We start from the raw sequence: 18,258 nt of genomic DNA, 5'->3' as shown, positions 1-18,258 counted from the left end.
TTGACAATGACTATGCCAAAGAAAATTTATTACCCATTAAATCATAGTAATTTGATGTAGCCTGTTAAATTTTAAATTGCTTATAATGAGTTTATTGAGTTGTTTTTTAGTTGTTGGAAGCTAAATTTTTATGCTGTACAAGAATAAACAGTTGGTCACGGATTCTTTTCAAAATAATCGTAATTAATAGACAGATTTTTTCAAAATTTTTATAATCCTCTTATCCAATTCTGTAGGATCGCTATCAAAGGTATCTTCAAAACTTTTGCCGATCTGAAAGGCTCTATTATCCTTCGAAATTTTATAAATGCTATAGTGGTTTGTGCCGGATAGGCCGTAAGAAACAATTACTTTATGTTTCCTGTTATATTCGGGATTCACAATGTTTTCGAAATTTTTAACCCTGATGATTTTTTTGTTTTTGGGCGCTAGGAGGAATAAATGGTAAAAGGCATTGCCGCCACGGCCTCCTGTTTCCGAAAAAATAACAATATCCTTAACGCCATCTCCATTATAGTCTTCATAGGAAATATTGTCGTTGATCAATTTTAAATATACTTGCTCTTTCCAAAAAATTGTATCAGCTGTCGGGCTGCTTTTGCCGAAATATATATTAGTGTTTATATCCTCTCCAACGGGTTCTTTTTCATTTATTCCATTTTGTATTGCAAGCACATAGCTTTTATCCTGAAAGGGATACACGTATTGCCAGGTGCCTTTTGCATTTGGCTGATTAAATATTTTCTGCGCGAATAAGTGACTGGAAATAAGCATCAGGAGTAAACAAAGTATCTTATTCATATTCAAATTTAAAAAAACTGTTTTCCACATATCATCATTTCGAGCGAGTTGTATTGAAGTCGATAACCACATGTTGTTTAATAATAAAAATACCGATCGGATTTCGGAATTTTTAATTCTGCCCTTCCGGGAGCAAAACCATCCATTTTTGGAATAACTTTAAATGGATATTTAAAATTGTAAAAACTATCTTTTGGTATTTTTCTGTCGTCATCACAACTTCCGTAAGTATAAGCAACATTGACTTGTTTCGTAGAGAAATTAATATCGTATTGGTAATCAAAATCGCAGGTGTCGTAATCTTTCATGGTAGAGCCGATTACAAACCAATCGTTATTTTGATAGCGGTATATGTTTTTCCAGGTAGTAAAATGTCTGCTGTTGTGGTTAAATGTTTGCTCGGTAATCAGGGTATTATTTTTAATCTTTATCGAAAGGTTAACCCCCGCATCAATACAGAAACCGCAATCTTTGTTGCTGCGTAAAATGGTACTGTTGCTTTTCCAGAGTTTAATTTTTCCGTCAACCTGTTTGCAGATATAGAGGATTCTTTTTAGCCCGTCTTTGCCGTCAGGTTTATCGGTATCAAAGGCGTATGCTATTTCTTCTATGCCATCTTTATCTAAATCGCCTTTGGTTTCGAGGACTAACTTGTAATTTTTTGGTGCTGCAAAATCGGGCAAGGTTTGGCTGGAGCCATAAAAGGAAATTATTAATAAATTAAAAAGCGCAAAAATTGATTTTTTCATAGGGCTGTTTCTTGTGCAAAGATTCATTACAAATCTCTTTAAGTGAAAGTATAATCTCCAAAACTGCAATTTATCTTTTCTAGCTATATTTACTAATAATCCATTAAGATTATATGATAAATACAACAACATATATACATTATAAGAATAAGATTCCTTTGCATTTTGAAATTAAAAACTTAAAAGGAAATAAGAATGAATTTCTATCGATGACAACTTTTCTAATCTCTGAAAATATAGAAGTTATTATTAATAAAGCACTAAATGTCTTAGTCCCATTTACTAATCAGATTTTTAAAGATGAATATGAAAAAAAACAAGGATATTTTGAACTTGACGAGATTACAATAGAAGATACAGGACAACATTCTTATGTGTCTAATCACATTACATATACATTGGCATTTTCGTTAGAATCCCATTCTGGATTTATTTTGGATTATCTTAGTTATAGTGTTGTATTTGATACCGAGTTTATTTTAACGGCAGTATGCAGGGGCTAAACATTACCCTGCCCAACCATCCCTATCCAAGCTGCGGTAATTGATGGATTCGGCGAGGTGTTCGAGTTCTACATTTTCGCTTCCGGCCAAATCGGCAATGGTGCGTGCTACTTTTAAAATCCTGTCGTAAGCGCGTGCGGATAAGCCCAGGCGCTCCATCGCGTTTTTTAAAAGGATGATCCCATCCTCATTTATTTCGCATACTTTACGTACCATTTTTGGGCTCATTTGTGCGTTGGAATGCAATTCGGGTTTATCAGCAAAACGTTTATCCTGAATTTCGCGGGCTTTGATTACACGATTTCTAATGATGTCGCTTTTTTCAGCATCAGCTGAAGAAGCAAGGGAAGTAAAGTTAACCGGCGTAACTTCTACGTGTAAGTCGATGCGGTCTAGCAGTGGCCCCGATATTTTACTGAGGTATTTTTGAACTACGCCGGGAGCACAAACGCAGTCTTTTTCGGGATGATTATAAAAACCACATGGACAAGGATTCATCGAAGCCACCAGCATAAAGCTGGCCGGATATTCGACTGAAAACCTTGCCCTGGCAATGGCAACTTTACGATCTTCCAGCGGCTGTCGCATTACTTCTAAAACGGTGCGTTTAAATTCTGGTAGCTCATCCAGAAACAATACGCCATTATGGGCAAGCGATATTTCGCCCGGCTGTGGGTTTATTCCTCCGCCTACCAAAGCCACATCGCTAATGGTATGGTGCGGCGAACGGTATGGCCTCGAGGTCATTAACGAATCGGCAGCAGAAAGTTTGCCGGCAACAGAATGAATTTTGGTGGTTTCGAGTGCTTCGTTTAAATTTAATGGCGGTAAAATGGTTGGCAGGCGTTTGGCAAGCATGGTTTTTCCCGCTCCCGGCGGACCAATTAATATCACATTATGCCCGCCAGCGGCAGCAATTTCGAGTGCCCGTTTAATATTTTCTTGCCCTTTAACATCTGAGAAATCGTGTTCGTAGTTATTGATATTTTTTAAAAATTCTTCTTTGGTATCAACTTTAACCTGTTCTAATGTTTCGCTTTTGTTGAAAAATGCAGCTACCTGTGCAAGATTGTCTACTCCGTAAGCTTCGAGGCCATCAACAACGGCTGCTTCCCGTACATTTTGTTTGGGTAAAATGAAACCTTTAAAACCATCCTGCTGGGCCTGTATGGCAATGGGCAAGGCGCCTTTTATAGGCTGGATGCTTCCATCTAAGGAAAGTTCGCCCATAATGAAATAGTTTTCCAGTTCATCGTGGGGGATTTGCCCCGATGCAGCTAAAATGCCGATGGCAATGGGCAGGTCGTAAGAGGAACCTTCTTTTTTGATATCAGCAGGGGCCAGATTGACCACAATTTTCTGCTTCGGCATGCGCAGGCCCGAAATGTTGATGGCGCTGGCCACACGCCGCAAACTTTCTTTTACGGCATTATCGGGCAGGCCTACCATGTAGTATTTGGTGCCGGCACTGATATTCACTTCGATGGTTATGGTTAGTGCATTTACGCCATAAACAGCACTCCCGTATGTTTTTACAAGCATTCGTATTTAATTAAAAAATAAAAGTGGGATGTAAATTATTCGGGATGAATATGGAAACCAATATAGTGATTTTTTATTTATTTCAAAGTTGATGTAGTAGTGTTGACTTTGAAATATTATTAAAGTTTTTCGCGAAGGATCTCTCCGCTATGGTCGAAATGATGGTTGTTTAGATGAGGGTATTTGGAAATGAATGCTCAGTAATTCTTGGCAACTTTTGCCCTGCCATCCGCTTTATCCCGATGAAGAATCGGGATGCCCGCTACTGTCAGGTTTACCGTGAATGGCCTGCTGTTAGGGTGCCACAGGCATCAAACCGTTGTACCTAAACCCGATTGGAGCAAAAGCCCGCAGCGCAGCGAGGACTTGGAGCGGAAAGCGGGAGTGCTGACCGCCAAACGAACAGGACCTAACATTTTCTAAAAACATCATTTAAACCTGAGTTAGATTAATATTTATGCGTTTTGATTAGTTTTAGCCTAATTTCCTAGAGCGATCGTTATGCTGTCCCGAATTTTCGGGATCAGCATCTTTCCTGCTAGATCGGCCCTGAAATAAATCCGATAGCAATCGGATCAGGCGTGACGACTGTACGTTGAAAATATTCGCGGGAGACTTTTAAACAAAAATTAATAATCGAACTCAGGTTTTAAAGATCCTTCGCTTTACTCAGGATGACAAAGAGAGGATTTACTGCCATTATCTTAAGCCACGAAACAAAAAATCCCAATCATTTCTGATCGGGATTCTTTTTATATAACAGATGCTGAAACAAGTTCAGCACGACGCGGCGATTATAGCTTTATGCTTTTGTCTTTAACCTTTCAGCTAAAACCTATCTTCCGAAAGGCATTTTAGGCATACCTTTCATCATGGCTGCTGCGGCTGCAGGGTTAGAAAACTGCTTCATCATTTTACGCATATCTTCGAACTGTTTAATCAGCTTGGTTACTTCCTCAACTTTGCTGCCCGAACCTTTTGCAATACGTAAACGGCGGCTTTGCTGGATGGCATCCGGATTTTCTTTCTCAAACGGGGTCATCGAATTAATAATGGCTTCGATCGATTTAAAAGCATCGTCCTGGATATCCACGTTTTTCATCATTTTACCCACACCAGGTATCATGCCCATCAGATCTTTCATGTTACCCATTTTCTTGATCTGCTGGATCTGGTTGTAAAAATCGTTGAAATCGAATTTATTTTTGCGGATTTTCTTCTGTAATTCTGCAGCCTCTTTCTCATCAAACTGCATCTGCGCACGTTCAACAAGCGAAACCACATCACCCATACCTAAAATACGCGATGCCATACGATCAGGATAGAAAACATCCAATGCTTCCATTTTCTCGCCGGTACCAATAAATTTAATCGGTTTATTAACCACCGATTTAATTGAAAGGGCCGCACCACCGCGGGTATCACCATCTAATTTGGTTAAAACCACACCGGTAAAATCCAAACGATCATTAAATACCTTTGCTGTATTTACCGCATCCTGACCGGTCATCGAATCTACTACGAATAATATCTCATGCGGATTTGTTTTGGCTTTCACCTCTGAGATCTCGTTCATTAACGACTCATCAATGGCCAAACGACCGGCTGTATCGATAATAATAACGTTATTTCCGTTTTGCTTACCGTGTGCAATACCTTCTAAGGCAATACCAACAGGATCTTTTGAATCGCGGTTGGCATAAACCGATACACCAACAGATGTTCCTAAAACCTCTAACTGATCTACCGCTGCAGGGCGGTACATATCTCCGGCAACCAATAAAGGCTTTTTACCCTTGCCTTTTAAGTGTAATGCCAGTTTACCAGCGAAGGTAGTTTTACCCGCACCGTTTAAACCTGCAATTAATATGATGGTTGGATTTGCTTTAGTATCTAACTCTGTAACCTCGCCACCCATTAAGGCCGCAAGTTCATCGTTCATTATTTTGGTAAGCAACTGGCCGGGAGAAACCGCTGTTAATACATTTTGTCCTAACGCTTTTTGCCTTACATCATCGGTAAATGCTTTTGCTGTTTTATAATTTACGTCGGCATCCAATAACGCTTTACGGATCTCTTTCATGGTTTCTGCCACGTTTATTTCCGTAATGCTGCCTTGTCCTTTTAATACTTTAAATGCTCTGTCTAGCTTGTCCTGTAAATTATCAAACATAATTGGGTACAAATTTTTGTAAATGCAAAGATATTGTTTTTTTGCCTAAAATAGAGTTCAATCGTAATTAAACGGCAATTTTAACGCCTGATTTTTAAAAATATAGCGAATCAAAAATTAATTGTAATACAAAAGTTACTTTAATACTAATTGATTAGTATTGCTATTAATAAATTAGTAGTATGTTTGTTTATCAATTTTTACAACATGATCAAATTAGCAAAAAGAGAAGAGCAGATTATGCAGGTGTTTTGGGAAGTAGAAAAGGCGTTTATCAGGGATATTATCCCTTTACTGCCCGAACCTAAGCCCCACTATAACAGCGTGGCCACGATGGTAAAAATTTTGGAAGATAAAGGCTTTTTAGGTCATGATGTAATTGGCAACATGTTCTGTTACTTTCCGGTTATTGGACGGGAAGAATATCAGAAACACGCGTTAAAGGATGTAGTAAGCCAATACTTCGATAATTCTTATCCGCGTATGCTGGCCTTTTTTGCCAAAGAACAAAATTTATCAGAAGATGAATTAACAGAAATCGTTAACCTCATTAAAACCAAGAAACCATGATGTTCTACGTGTTGAGTGTAGCCCTGATTTTAACAGGCTGCCTGATATTTTACAAGCTTTTATTGCAAAACGAAACCTTTTTTCCTTTAAACAGGTATGTATTGCTTATTTGTTTGGTATTGTCTTTTAGCCTGCCCTTTATGCCGGTGCCTGAGCAATTGTCTTTCAGAAAAGCAAATGTAAAAGCAGCCCTTATCGTAAATGAGCCAAAGGCAGCTGTGGTAGACGTACCGCAGCAAAAGCAAACGGTTAAGGCTACAAACAGCACGGAGAACAATGCAAACAATTCTTTCTTTAAAGACATTTCTATCTTAAAACTGGTTTTATGGGCTTATTGGCTGGGCGTAATTGTATTTGCCATCAACTTTGTGTTTCAGCTTTGTGTTTTGCTTTACCGCGCATACTCGAGGCCGGTAATTATTGATGGCCGTTTCAGAATTGTTGAACTGGCCGGTAACCAGGCACCCTGCTCGTTTGCCAATAACATTTTTATTAATCCCGAAAAGTACGATTGGGATACTTATAACCAAATTATCCTGCACGAAAAAATCCATATCCAGCAAGGGCATAGCTATGATATTTTGATCGCCGAACTGGCCTTGGTTTTTCAGTGGTTTAATCCTTTTGGCTGGATGTACAGGAAGGCAATAGAAGACAACCTCGAATTTTTAACGGATAATGAACTGCTGGCCAGCTCAAATATAGAACCAGCCAGCTATCAAATGAGTTTGGTAAAAGTGTCGGCCCCACATTTTCCAGCAAGTTTGACTACTAATTACAATCAATCCATCCTTAAAAAAAGATTAGTTATGATGAACTCAAAAAAATCAAACGTAAATTCTACGTGGAAATACCTCTTTATTTTACCACTGTTTTTGGTATTTATCGCATTTCTTAACGAGCCGGTGGCTTATGGAAAAAATAGCACCAAGGTAAAAAATACTGGAAAATTTAACTTGATGGAAAACGATGGTACCTGGTTTGCCACTATTAAAGGCGATAAGGTACATATCCGTTTTGAATCAGACGAAGATGGGAAAAATAACAACAGCAGTCAGTCTTTTTCATTGGCAGAACTTAAAAACCTGCCAAAGGGAAACGAAGGCACTTTCTCGGTTACCCGGGATGCCGGAACCATGAATTTTACCGGAAAATTTGATAACAATACGGGCATGGGCAGTTACAAATTTAGCGCTAATGAAGATTTTACCAGCTTCCTGGCCAAAGAGGGTGTAAGCAATGTAAGGGCGAAAGATAACCTGGTGTTTTTTATGGTTAATGTAAAAAGAAGTTATGTTAGCGGGATAAAAGCAATGGGATACAATGATATTTCTAAAGATAACCTGATCCCTTTGGCTGCTTTAAATGTAACACCTGAATATATCAAATCGTTGAAAGCGGCAGGTTTAACAAATGCAGACCTTAGTGAGCTGATACCCTTAAAAGCCCTGGATGTTGATGCCGATTTTATAAAGGGCATTAAAGAATCAGGCTTTACCAAATTAACGGCTGAAAAAATGATCACCTTCAAATCGCAGGGCATTACCGGCGAATACCTTAAAAATGCTAAAGCAGCCGATGAAGAAAGCCGGGCAGCAAATGCACAAACAGCGCCTGTAAAAGCAAAGCCAGATAAAACTCCTCGAAAAAATGAAAGAGAAGACACTGATGAAGACGAAAAGCTAAACATGCTGATTACTAAAAAGGTAATGAATATTACCCCTGATTATGCTAAAAGCTTTGCAGACAAAGGTTTAAAAGTTACGGAAGAAAACCTGGTTGCCATGAAATCGTTAGGGGTGACTGCCGATTATTACACAGGTTTCTCGGCCCTGGGGCTGAAAGTATCTGACGGTAATTTAATCGCTATGAAATCTTTAGGGGTTACTCCTGATTATTATGCAAGCTTTAAAACAGCGGGTTTAGCTGATTTAACTTCTGAACAGATCATCTCTTTAAAATCTTTGAATGTAGCTGCTTCTGATTTTAGCGAGTTTAAAAAACTGGGCTTTAAAAATTTGAGTGTAGATGATATTATATCTGCAAAAGCAACCGGAACCTCCCCCGTATTTGTAGGCTCAATGAAAAAAAAGGGACATAACTACAATTCTATTGAAGATTATATCAAAATGAAGGTACTTGCTATAAATTAGCATTCCGCTACCAATAAACCAAAACAACTATTTTTGGTACTTCGGTACCAGGAATAGTTGCACAGGTTTTATCTTTCAAAAAACAATTATTTCTTAAAAAAGCCGGTCGCTTAAATATTGAGCAACCCGGAACTTTATTGTCTTTCTCCAAAAACATATCTTGATTTAAAGGATATCAAGCCTGATTAATGCAGTCTGTCATGGTAGAAGAGACAAATCCCTCAATTATATTCTGTTTTGATGCAACATTTCGTAATCGAAGCAGTCTTATATTCAATTAACCTGAACTAATGAAACGCTACATTTCTGTTTTTTTTCTGCTTATCTGTGCTTTTTGTTCTGCCCAGGATATTTCAAAACAAAAGCAATTGGATGCTAAAAGGACATCACAAATACCTAAAATTGATGGTGTTTTGGATGATGAATGCTGGAACAATGTTCCAGTTGCCACCGATTTTTTTCAGATCAGACCCAATCCTGGTAGAGTAGAAACCCATGACCGGCGGACAGAAATGAAAGTGCTTTACGATGATGTTGCGATTTATGTTTATGCCCGCATGTACGATCATCCTGATAGTGTTTCGCACGAGCTGGTTTCGAGGGATAATATTGGCAATGCCGATTTCATTTCAATCATTGTAGATCCGTTTTATGATAAAATGAATGGAAATGGCTTTTTTGTTACGGCTGCGGGTGTACAGTTTGATGCCAAATACTCGCAGGTGGGTGATGAAGATGCCAACTGGAATGCCGTGTGGGAAAGTGCTGTTAAACTGGATGATAAAGGCTGGACCTGCGAAATAAAAATCCCCTATTCCGCTTTGCGCTTCTCTGGCAAAGATATCCAGAACTGGGGCCTGAATTTTAGCCGCAGGATCCAGCGGAGCAATACGCAAACTTTCTGGAATTTTGTTGATCCTAAAGTGAATGGTTTTATCAACCAGGAAGGCCTTTGGACGGGTATAAAAGATATCAAGCCACCTTTAAGGTTATCTTTTTCGCCATACATATCGGCTTATGTTAATCATTATCCGGTTAATTTGCCCGGCGTAAAAAACACAACATCAAGGTTTAACGGTGGGATGGATGTAAAATACGGGATCAATAACAGCTTTACCCTGGATATGACTCTAGTGCCTGATTTCGGTCAGGTACAATCGGATAACAGGATCCTGAATCTTACTCCTTTTGAAGTAAAATTTAACGAAAACAGGCAGTTTTTTACGGAAGGGACCGAGCTTTTCAACAAAGGCGATCTGTTTTATTCGAAACGTATCGGTTCTATCCCTTCTTATTATGATTACAGTGGCGTGGGCAATGATAAAATTATAAAAGATCAAACGGAAGCCAAGGTATTAAATGCCACAAAAATTTCGGGTCGTACAGCAAAAGGCCTGGGTATCGGGATTTTTAATGCAGTTACCAATCGTATGGAAACAGAAGTAGAAGATGCGCAGGGTAACCTGCGTAGGGTAGAAACACAACCGCTTACCAATTACAATATCCTGGTTTTCGACCAGTCGCTCAAAAACAACAGTTCGGCAACATTTATCAATTCCAATGTGTTGAGGCAGGGCTCGGCTTACGATGCCAATGTAACGGCATTGCTGTTTAACCTGAACAATAAAGGCAATAAATATTTTGTTAACGGCAGTGGTAAAATGAGTTATTTAAAGGGTAAAGAAACCAGCACCGGATATAGTTACGGCGTTAAGTTCGGTAAACAGAGCGGTAATTTCCTTTGGAGCTATTCGCAGCAATATGCCGATGATAAATTCGATCCCTCTGATTTAGGCTTTTTTACCAATAACAATTTTTTAGATCAGGTACTGGATTTTCATTACAATATTTACAAGCCAAGCAGCTGGTATAATCAGTTTTTAAGCTATTTTAATATTTTATACTCGAGAAGGGCGATGCCGGGCAGTTTTCAGACTTTTTCAGTAGAAGGTGGTCCTTATGTTCAATTCAAAAACCTTTGGTCGGCAGAAATAAATGGCATTTATACTGCTGCAAAAAATGATTTCTATGAATCGAGAAACGGGCAGGTATATAAGGCACCCGAAAGTTTTGGTTTCGCTCTATATATTAATCCAAACCGTGCCAGGGCCTACAACTTTGGAGGGAACATCCGTTACAAGGAACAGGAGCTTTTTAAAGGGAAAGAGTACAACTTTTACTTTTTCCAAAACCTGCGGATAAATGACAAAATCGCCTTTGGTTTAGACCTTAATTTTAATCCGAATTACAATTATGTAAACTGGGTAACAGCGCAGGGCGATAAAGCTGTTTTTTCTAAATACGACCGCCGGACGGTTGAAAACTCGTTCGATGCGAAATATACTTTTACCAATTTAATGGGTTTTACGGTAGTGTTGAGGCATTATTGGAGCGACAGGCGGAATAAAGAATATTTTCTGCTTAAACCCGATGGCAATTTAACGGATTATACCGGTGCACCACTAAGCGGACTGGATAGAAATTACAATGTGTTCAACATCGATTTAATATATACCTGGCAGTTTGCACCTGGTAGCACCTTGTCTGTTTCGTACAAAGATGCAGCCGAAACTTACGATACTTATTATACGGAGCGCTACAATAAAAACCTGAGCGGAATTTTGAATGCACCGCAGAACAACAGCCTCTCGGTTAAGGTTTTGTATTATGTAGATTATCTTGACTTGAAGAAGAAAAGGAAAAAACTTGAATGATAGATTGGGTTCTTTCCTGGCCTTGGGTTTAAACCCAAGGCCAGGAATAACTTTCGAATCAGGACTAAATCAACGCGCTTTCCCAGGGCTTATTCCAAATTTTTTGCTGAAAGCATTGCTGAAATGTTGTACCGAAGAATAACCCAGATCATCCGAAATATTTTTGATGTCTTTACGGTTATCTGCCAGGAGCTCTTTGGCCCTCATCAGTTTATAATCGCTTAAATAGCCAAAAACGGTATTTTTAAATACTTCTTTAAAGCCATGTTTCAGTTTAAATTCGTTTATACCTGCAATTCTGGCCAGTTCGGTTAAACATGGCGGGTGGTTGGCATTGGCCAGCAGGTATTCCCTGGCGTAGTAAATTCTTTCTTTATCATAAGCCGATTTCAGGGCCGGTCTTTCTGTTTTCTTGGCTGCCTCTTCAAATGCCTGTGCCTGTAAGGCTAAAAGTTCCAGACATTTAGATTGAAGGAACAATAATTTTAATCCACCTGTAAAATGGCAGTTCATAATATCGTTAATGCAGCTGTGCATAGCGAGCGTAATCGGCAGGTTTTCTGACGAAATCTCTACCGAGCGGTTATTCATGATGTTTTCGGCAAAATTCTTTAACAAAATGCTGCTCTCGCTGGTTAAATCGATAAAACGCGACCTTTCGAAATTTACCTCAAAAAATTTATGCGGACCGCCTGTGTCAAACTCTGCTGTGCCGTCAAAATCAGGACTATAGATAATATTATGCTGATTGGCTTTAATATCCAGACGTTTATTGGTGAGGTAATTTTCCATAATCCCTCCGCCCGTAAGCGCGAAATGAAGCTCTACCATATCGGGTTCATCAAAAGATTTTATGCGCAAACGGCTCTGTTTCACAAGCATATCGCCGTAAACAATGTAAATCCCCGAAAAAGCGATCTCTACAATCTCTGCATCGCCAAACGGAAAACTGTATTTGTTCCTTCGTTCGGTTACCAATGCCTGATTAAGGGCAATATTATCGAGTTTGTCTCCTACAATGTAATAGCTATCGTCGCTATCATAAATGTTTAAGGCCATAAAATCCTTTTGATATAAACTTTAATCCTTTTGGTATAAAAAGATCCTTTTGTTAGACAACTACTTTTGTTCAAAGTTACTAAACAAAAGAATACGATGCCTAAATTACCTTCATGGCTGGCCAACACAATGGAAAAAGTGATCAGCAATAAAATATATCAAGTAGAAGTTACCGAAACCAAAATGTTAAGCAGCAACTTAAAGTGCGTTACCTTTAAAGGAGACTTTTTTGATGCCAAATTTATACCCGGAAACGAAGTGCTGCTAAGGGTTAATGCCAACGAATACAGGCATTATACCTTATCGGGCTATGATGAAGCGAACGAAACCTGTGAGGTAATTTTTTACCTGAACAGACAGGGGCCGGGTCATCACCTGGCCGTAAATATTCAAAAAGGAGACCATTTAAAACTGATTGTAGACCGTGCGAAGGTTAAATATAATGAAGCCTCTAACCAGCATTTCTTTTTTGGTGATGAAACAAGCCTTGGCCTGTACGAATCGCTGGGTAAAAAAGTGATGGAAGAAGATGTAGAATATTTTGGCGTACTGGAGCTTCAAGAAGAAAACCTGAATTCGGTTGGGCACCTTAAATTATTAATTGATACCGTACCATCAGATGTAAATGCCCCGGCAAAAAATGCCATCACCTGGATGGATAATATGCATCCCCTATGTTGGGAAATGTGGCAGAATGCAACTTTTTATTTAACCGGAAGGGCAAAATCGGTACAGCAGTTTAAACGTTACCTAAAACAAAGGGGCGTAAGTTTCAGGCAAATTATTACCATGCCTTACTGGGAAATTGGTAAAGTTGGTGGCGGTTAACGCTACCTCGGGAAGGTAAAGCCAAAACCCAGGGCCAGCGTTTGGTTGGCCTGTATTTTATTGGTGCCTGTATCATCATCAAATAGTAATACGCCTGTTAAACTGGTGTTCATAAAACGGTTGATTTTTGCTGTTAAAGCAATATCCAGCCTGTGGTCAATTTTACTGGCCTTAAAATCCTTATAAGGAATAAACATGGCATATCTGGCTTTCAGGTTAGTATTGGTGAAAATATCTTTATCAAAAGCACTTACCACCTGGAAAGCCAGCTCATTTTTAAACTTTTTTCCTTTTTCTACCGCGTATACCTCATTTTTACTGTCGTATACCGCCGTATCAAGTACAAAGGTTTGTCTGGCGGTACCTGTACCAATACGGGTGGAGAAATATTTTACAGGCTTATATTCAAAACCGATCGATTCGGTTAGATAACCCGGCGCCATAAATTTTGAAATTAAAACAGCCTGCTCGTCTCCATTGCCATCCCTGTAATATCTGAAACCTTTATCAAACTGAGATTCGAAACTTACCGATCCGAAAAAGAACCAACTTTTAGATAGTTGAAAAGAAGCCTTATTATCCCAAAAAATACGGTCGTTGGTTTTCTTTTGCAGCTGGTCTTTGTTTTTAATTTTTCCATACTGTAAAACCAATTCGCTAACATAGCTATAACTGTTTTTGTTATACTCTGCTTTCCAGTTAACCAAACCACCAACGGCTACAGAGTTCGTACCCCCACCTTTCCAGTTATTGCTAAACTGTGCCTGGTTAACGTTAATGCCGATACTGGTTTTGGTTTTCCAGTAATTGATTTTTGCATTAACCACCAAAGGTTTGATTTTTACAGGCTCGAAGTTTAATGGCCCCTGTCTGCTCGGCAGCGGACTGCGTTTCAACTTAATGTTCAGGTCTTTGGTATTGATGGGAATCGTATCAATTTCCTGTGCATGTAATTGGATGGAGCAGAAACTTAGAATCAGGATTATGGCAGCTAAACAGTTCTTCATTGTTACAAAGAAAAAGAAAAATTTCAGAGATAAAAAGCATTTAACGAAATGATTGTCAGATCGACAATTGAAAATGTACAGAAAATAGAGGGGTTAGATCTTTCCGATCCATCCGTACCAATGTCCGTTTTTCAGGTAATTAAGGTCGGTTTCATGGTCGTAGGCTTCCCTTTCAAAAATGATGTTCCGATAAGCCCTATCATGGTTTTTATATTTAAAAAGATTGATGAGGTAATTGAAAAAATATAGGAAATAAAAAGGAAAAACAAGCAATTCTAACTGCTGGCGTAGGTGGATTTTCTCATGGTTGATGATTTCCGGATCTTTCTTAAAGCTTTTTGATTTTAGCAGTATAAATGGAAAGATGGCCATGCCGGCTGCAGGAAGTTTCTTAACGATGATGATCGGCACCCTCACAGTTTATCGATGGTTATTTTTGGCAGCTTAGGCAGTTGCAACGCTTTTGGGTTTAACCTGTAACTTTTATAGGCGTTCCGTATAAACTGATTAAAAGAATAATCTGTTGCATCGAGCACAAACTGGTAGGTTGGGCGGTACTGCTGCATAAAATCAGTTAATTCATCACCTTGTATCCCTAAAACCTGGCGCACCAGATTGGCATTGAAACGGTAATCGATCAAATCTTCACGGTAATCTTTTTCAAGGATTTTTTGCAGGTGGCGGGCATTTCTACCCTGGCGGCTCAACAGGTTGTAAATGGCATCGATGCCCAAACCTACGCCACCATTACCGAGATTTAGTAGATCTTTACTGCTGCCTTTCATGGTTTGGTAGCGGTATTCCTGTACATTTTTTTCGTAAAGCTGCTGCGGCGTTAATCTTTTCTGCTGGATAACCACATCACGAAGCCTGATCCCCAATGTTTTAAGCTGGAAATACATGGCGGTTTGTCCTTTAAAAACCATGGTATCTACCCCGTAGCCCGATAAAGCCGCAACCAAAGTATCGCCGGGTATGGCAACGGTACTAAATTCGCCTTTGGTGGTGTTATATAAACCGTCGCCTGTACGGATGTTGTAAATATAAACCTTGGCCAGGCGCTGTTTGGTTTCTTTGTCAATAACAATCCCCTGCACAGGTTTTGTTTGCGCATACAACAGCTTAGAGAGGCCTATAAGGATAATAAGGGTGAAAAAAAATTTCATCAGGTTACAAAACTACAAATATTAGGCAGGCAATGTTTGTACTTAACATTATTTAACCTTAAGTACCTGGCCTAATTTAATCCCGTCTGTAGTTATTCCGTTTAGCATTTTTAACTCATCTACCGTTAAGTTAAAACGTTTTGAAATATTATATAACGTATCGCCTTTAACAACAGTGTAGGTGCCATCGGCAACAATTGGCTTTGCACCCGGGGGAGGCGTATCAACAGGTGTAAATTTCGCTTTTTCCTGTGGGATGTTCTGATTGATCTCCGTAAAAACCCTGTCCTCGCGGGCGATTTTCTGCTTTTCACTTTCTGGTTGATCGTACTGGTAAAGCTGATATTTCTCTATGGTATTAATTAACAGATCGGGGTATTTAGGGTTAGTGGCATATCCTGCCGTTTTTAAACCTTGTGCCCAGCTTTTATAGTCGTTTTTATCCAACTGGAACAGAAAACTGTAACGTTTGCGTTTTAAAAATTCAGAGTGGTCTCTGAACGACTCCCGGGCATCTTTATAAACCCTGAAACAGTCATTTTTCTGGTCGTCATCGCGGAAATAGTTTTTCCCTTTCCATTCGGAAGTACATTTTATACCGAAATGGTTGTTGGCATACTTGGCTAAATCGCTGTTTCCGCTACCCGATTCTAAAATCCCCTGCGCTAAAGTAATACTTGCAGGGATACCGGCTGAGTTCATTTCCTCTATCGCTACACCTTTAAATTCGTCGATATAACTTAGGGTATTATAGCTTTTGTATGAATTATTGTTGGCTTTATTGGCTTCCTTCTCGATTTTACGGTTGTTTTTCGAAAACTTCCGCGTACCGCATGAGCTCAAAAAAACAAGGATTGCCGCTAGTAGGATAAGATGATTGGATGAACGCATTGTATAGGGTTAATTGTTTAAATCGGTTGTTAAATATGGTTAACTGTTTAAATTGGTTAATCGGTTAATTGTATTGTAAAATTGCTTAATTGTTAAATTGTTGGACCGATTGCTCTAGTTTGGTCATTGTAATTTGATTATTACCAATAGTGGTTAATTGTTTAAATTGGTTAATTGTATTGTTAAATTGCTAATTGTTAAAGTAAGCGCTAAACGCCGGGCGCCATACGCTAACTTACAAGTTAACTGTGAACTTAAAACTTAATCTTCTGTCCTGGTTTTAAATTTGCCTTTTTGATACCGTTTTTCTGCATCAGTTTTTTAACGGTTGTACCTTTCTTTTTGGCAATAATGCTGAGGTTATCGCCAGATTTTACGGTATAGGTTTTTGTTGTCCTCCTACCCCTGCTATGGTGGCGTACCGGCGTGGCGTAAACCGGCTCTTCATAACCTTCTGGCCTTTCATCGTATTGGTAAAGTTCATATTTTTTGATCAAACCAATAACCTGACTGGCCCAGCTTCTGCTTCGGGCGTAACCACAGCGACGAATGCCATAAGCCCAGCCTTTATAGTCGTATTGATCGTATTTTGCGAAAAGATTGTTGAAAGGCTCGCGCGTTTCCATAATTTCTACAAAATGGCTGTAAGATTCATCGGCATTCAGGTAATCGCGATACGAAGAGCGGATTTCTGCGTTGTTATTCGGGCCTTTTACACCAAAATGGTTGTTAAGGTGTTGTGCAATTTTACTGTTTCCTGCTGCCGATTCGTGTATGGCAACAGCTAAAATAACGCTTGCCGGAATTTTGTGATCCCGCATTAGTTCCTGGGCGTATTCTACATGTTCTGCTATATAATCGTCAGTATCTTGTGCTTTGGCAGCAATTCCCGATAAAAAGAGCAGGCAAAAAATAAAAATTTTCATGGTTAACTGTACAAACTGTTTAAATTGGTTAACTGTACGATTAACCGATTTAACAATTAACCGATTAACCTTTATATGTTAAATTTTCTTCCTGATCACGAACAAACCATCGCGGACAGGTAATATTAGTTTTTCAACCCGTTCATCTCCAGCTATTTTATCATTAAAACTAGTAATATTCCTGGTGTCTTTGTCCTGTTTCTCCTGAAGTACTTTTCCACTCCACAGTACATTATCCACAATAATAATTCCTCCGGGGCGCACACGGTCGAAAATCATGTCGTAATAAGTGCCATTGTTTTTCTTGTCGGCATCGATAAAAACAATATCGAACACTTCGTTTAAACCGGCTATTGTTTTGGTCGCATCGCCAAGGATATAATGAATCTGATCATTGTACACAGATTTTGCAAAATTGCCGCGAACCATATCTTCAAGCTCAACATTAATATCCAGCGTATATAACAGACCATCTTTGGTTAAGCCTTCGGCAAGGCAAAGGGTGGCATATCCCGTAAAAGTACCTATTTCTAAAATCCTTTTGGGTGAAAGCATTTTGCTGAGCATACTCAAAACCCTGCCCTGGTAATGACCAGAGATCATGCGTGGCATTAAAACTTTAAGGTTGGTTTCGCGGTCTATCTGTTGCAGCAATTCGCTTTCAGGCTCGCAATAGGCGATTAATAAATCTTGTAAATCGTCGTTTATCAGGCTCATTTGTTGGTTATAAACGGTTACTTTCCATAAAATATTGTAAAATGATGGTTGCCGCAATGGTATCAACCCGGTCTTTGTCCCTTCTGTCGGTTTTTTTTAACCCGCTTTGCATAATGGCCTGGTGTGCCATTTTTGAGGTAAAACGTTCGTCAACCCAGTGCCTGGGGATATCGGGAAATGATTTTTTCAGTAGCGTGGCAAAACCTTTTACATGTTGTGCCGAATCTGAGGGCGAACCGTCCATTTGTTTAGGATCGCCCAGTACAAATGCATCTACCTGCTCGGTAAGCATGTACTTTTTTACATATTCGATCACATCTTTAGGATGTACCGTATCCAGGCCTGTTGCAATAATCTGCAAAGGATCAGTTACCGCAATGCCGATGCGTTTTGTTCCGTAATCAAATGCGAGGATCCGTGCCATAAAAATAGTTAAGCGTAAGGCGTTTGGCGCTGAGC

At 39.2% G+C, this 18,258-nt stretch carries 17 protein-coding genes; 5 read left to right on the top strand and 12 right to left on the bottom strand.

Translation table 11 applies throughout. From position 1 onward, the window contains the following. Positions 1–183: 183 nt before the first annotated feature. Positions 184–801 (bottom strand): XAC2610-related protein, encoded by a 618-nt coding sequence (locus DRW42_RS15475; protein ID WP_147243757.1) that lies wholly within the window; start codon positions 799–801, stop codon positions 184–186. A gap of 77 nt (positions 802–878) precedes the next feature. After that, positions 879–1,550, bottom strand: a complete 672-nt coding sequence (locus tag DRW42_RS15470) for a hypothetical protein (protein ID WP_113949728.1) — start codon at positions 1,548–1,550, stop codon at positions 879–881. A gap of 113 nt (positions 1,551–1,663) precedes the next feature. On the opposite strand from DRW42_RS15470, the gene DRW42_RS15465 reads away from it, so the two are divergent. After that, positions 1,664–2,053 (top strand): hypothetical protein, encoded by a 390-nt coding sequence (locus DRW42_RS15465; RefSeq protein WP_113949727.1) that lies wholly within the window; start codon positions 1,664–1,666, stop codon positions 2,051–2,053. Positions 2,054–2,056: 3 nt separating this feature from the next. Here DRW42_RS15465 and DRW42_RS15460 read toward each other — a convergent pair whose 3' ends face one another. Both DRW42_RS15460 and ffh read right to left on the bottom strand, forming a co-directional pair. Further along, entirely contained in the window at positions 2,057–3,595 is a 1,539-nt protein-coding gene (locus tag DRW42_RS15460) for a YifB family Mg chelatase-like AAA ATPase (RefSeq protein WP_113949726.1), read from the bottom strand. An 835-nt stretch (positions 3,596–4,430) separates the two neighbouring features. Then, positions 4,431–5,768, bottom strand: coding sequence for a signal recognition particle protein (gene ffh, locus DRW42_RS15455; protein WP_113949725.1), 1,338 nt, complete (start codon positions 5,766–5,768; stop codon positions 4,431–4,433). A 207-nt stretch (positions 5,769–5,975) separates the two neighbouring features. On the opposite strand from ffh, the gene DRW42_RS15450 reads away from it, so the two are divergent. From DRW42_RS15450 to DRW42_RS15440, 3 genes are all read left to right on the top strand, one after another. Further along, complete coding sequence (locus tag DRW42_RS15450) at positions 5,976–6,338, top strand: BlaI/MecI/CopY family transcriptional regulator (protein WP_113949724.1); 363 nt, start codon at positions 5,976–5,978, stop codon at positions 6,336–6,338. After that, complete coding sequence (locus DRW42_RS15445; protein ID WP_244215295.1) at positions 6,335–8,491, top strand: M56 family metallopeptidase; 2,157 nt, start codon at positions 6,335–6,337, stop codon at positions 8,489–8,491. Before DRW42_RS15450 ends, DRW42_RS15445 begins: the two co-directional genes overlap by 4 nt. A gap of 290 nt (positions 8,492–8,781) precedes the next feature. Further along, positions 8,782–11,205 (top strand): DUF5916 domain-containing protein, encoded by a 2,424-nt coding sequence (locus DRW42_RS15440; protein WP_113949723.1) that lies wholly within the window; start codon positions 8,782–8,784, stop codon positions 11,203–11,205. Between the two features lie 69 nt (positions 11,206–11,274). Here the strand turns inward: DRW42_RS15440 and DRW42_RS15435 are convergent, their stop codons facing one another. Next, a complete protein-coding gene (locus DRW42_RS15435) occupies positions 11,275–12,264 on the bottom strand; it encodes a helix-turn-helix domain-containing protein (RefSeq protein WP_113949722.1) in 990 nt (329 codons plus the stop codon). Between the two features lie 96 nt (positions 12,265–12,360). Between DRW42_RS15435 and DRW42_RS15430 the strand changes: the two genes are divergently transcribed. After that, positions 12,361–13,092: an SIP domain-containing protein gene (locus DRW42_RS15430; protein WP_113949721.1), complete on the top strand. Its 732-nt coding sequence runs from the start codon at positions 12,361–12,363 to the stop codon at positions 13,090–13,092. Positions 13,093–13,094: 2 nt separating this feature from the next. Here the strand turns inward: DRW42_RS15430 and DRW42_RS15425 are convergent, their stop codons facing one another. From DRW42_RS15425 to ruvX, 7 genes are all read right to left on the bottom strand, one after another. Next, positions 13,095–14,099: a DUF3078 domain-containing protein gene (locus DRW42_RS15425; RefSeq protein WP_113949720.1), complete on the bottom strand. Its 1,005-nt coding sequence runs from the start codon at positions 14,097–14,099 to the stop codon at positions 13,095–13,097. Positions 14,100–14,192: 93 nt separating this feature from the next. Then, on the bottom strand, positions 14,193–14,510 hold the full coding sequence (locus tag DRW42_RS15420) for a hypothetical protein (RefSeq protein ID WP_244215294.1): 318 nt from the start codon (positions 14,508–14,510) through the stop codon (positions 14,193–14,195). 2 nt (positions 14,511–14,512) lie between these two features. Beyond that, a complete protein-coding gene (locus DRW42_RS15415) occupies positions 14,513–15,265 on the bottom strand; it encodes a hypothetical protein (protein ID WP_113949719.1) in 753 nt (250 codons plus the stop codon). A 48-nt stretch (positions 15,266–15,313) separates the two neighbouring features. Then, positions 15,314–16,156 (bottom strand): glucosaminidase domain-containing protein, encoded by an 843-nt coding sequence (locus DRW42_RS15410; RefSeq protein WP_113949718.1) that lies wholly within the window; start codon positions 16,154–16,156, stop codon positions 15,314–15,316. 254 nt (positions 16,157–16,410) lie between these two features. Further along, complete coding sequence (locus tag DRW42_RS15405; RefSeq protein ID WP_113949717.1) at positions 16,411–17,082, bottom strand: glucosaminidase domain and LysM peptidoglycan-binding domain-containing protein; 672 nt, start codon at positions 17,080–17,082, stop codon at positions 16,411–16,413. Between the two features lie 78 nt (positions 17,083–17,160). Beyond that, entirely contained in the window at positions 17,161–17,799 is a 639-nt protein-coding gene (locus tag DRW42_RS15400; RefSeq protein WP_113949716.1) for an O-methyltransferase, read from the bottom strand. Positions 17,800–17,806: 7 nt separating this feature from the next. Next, complete coding sequence (ruvX, locus tag DRW42_RS15395; protein ID WP_113949715.1) at positions 17,807–18,223, bottom strand: Holliday junction resolvase RuvX; 417 nt, start codon at positions 18,221–18,223, stop codon at positions 17,807–17,809. Positions 18,224–18,258 lie beyond the last annotated feature (35 nt).

Origin of the sequence: Pedobacter miscanthi (genome assembly GCF_003315595.1) — a bacterium.
Taxonomy (GTDB): domain Bacteria; phylum Bacteroidota; class Bacteroidia; order Sphingobacteriales; family Sphingobacteriaceae; genus Pedobacter; species Pedobacter miscanthi.
Note: the sequence above shows the minus strand (reverse complement) of the source record. Positions and strands in the feature narration are given on the sequence as shown.